This is a genomic window from Bacillus sp. Au-Bac7 (genome assembly GCF_021341655.1).
In the GTDB taxonomy this organism is placed as follows: domain Bacteria; phylum Bacillota; class Bacilli; order Bacillales; family Cytobacillaceae; genus Niallia.
This window is the reverse complement of the sequence record NZ_JAJTTG010000074.1, coordinates 1-206: the sequence shown is the minus strand read 5'-3', so window position 1 is coordinate 206 and position 206 is coordinate 1. Positions and strand designations below refer to the sequence as shown.

Annotated in this window: 1 protein-coding gene; it reads left to right on the top strand. The window is 45.6% G+C overall.

The window, feature by feature from the left end; all coding sequences use genetic code 11:
* Window positions 1-206, top strand: a 206-nt coding sequence (locus LXM54_RS27820) for a flagellin N-terminal helical domain-containing protein (protein WP_442780556.1), incomplete at both ends; no start/stop codon positions are given.

Here is a 206-nt window from a genome sequence, read left to right as displayed (position 1 = left end):
GGTCAACGTATCAACCGTGCTGGTGACGATGCTGCTGGTCTAGCAATCTCTGAAAAAATGCGTGGACAAATCCGCGGATTAGATGCAGCATCACGTAACTCACAAGATGGTATTTCTTTAATCCAAACAGCTGAAGGTGCATTGAACGAAACACATGCAATCCTACAACGTATGCGTGAGCTAGCTGTACAAGGTGGTAACGATAC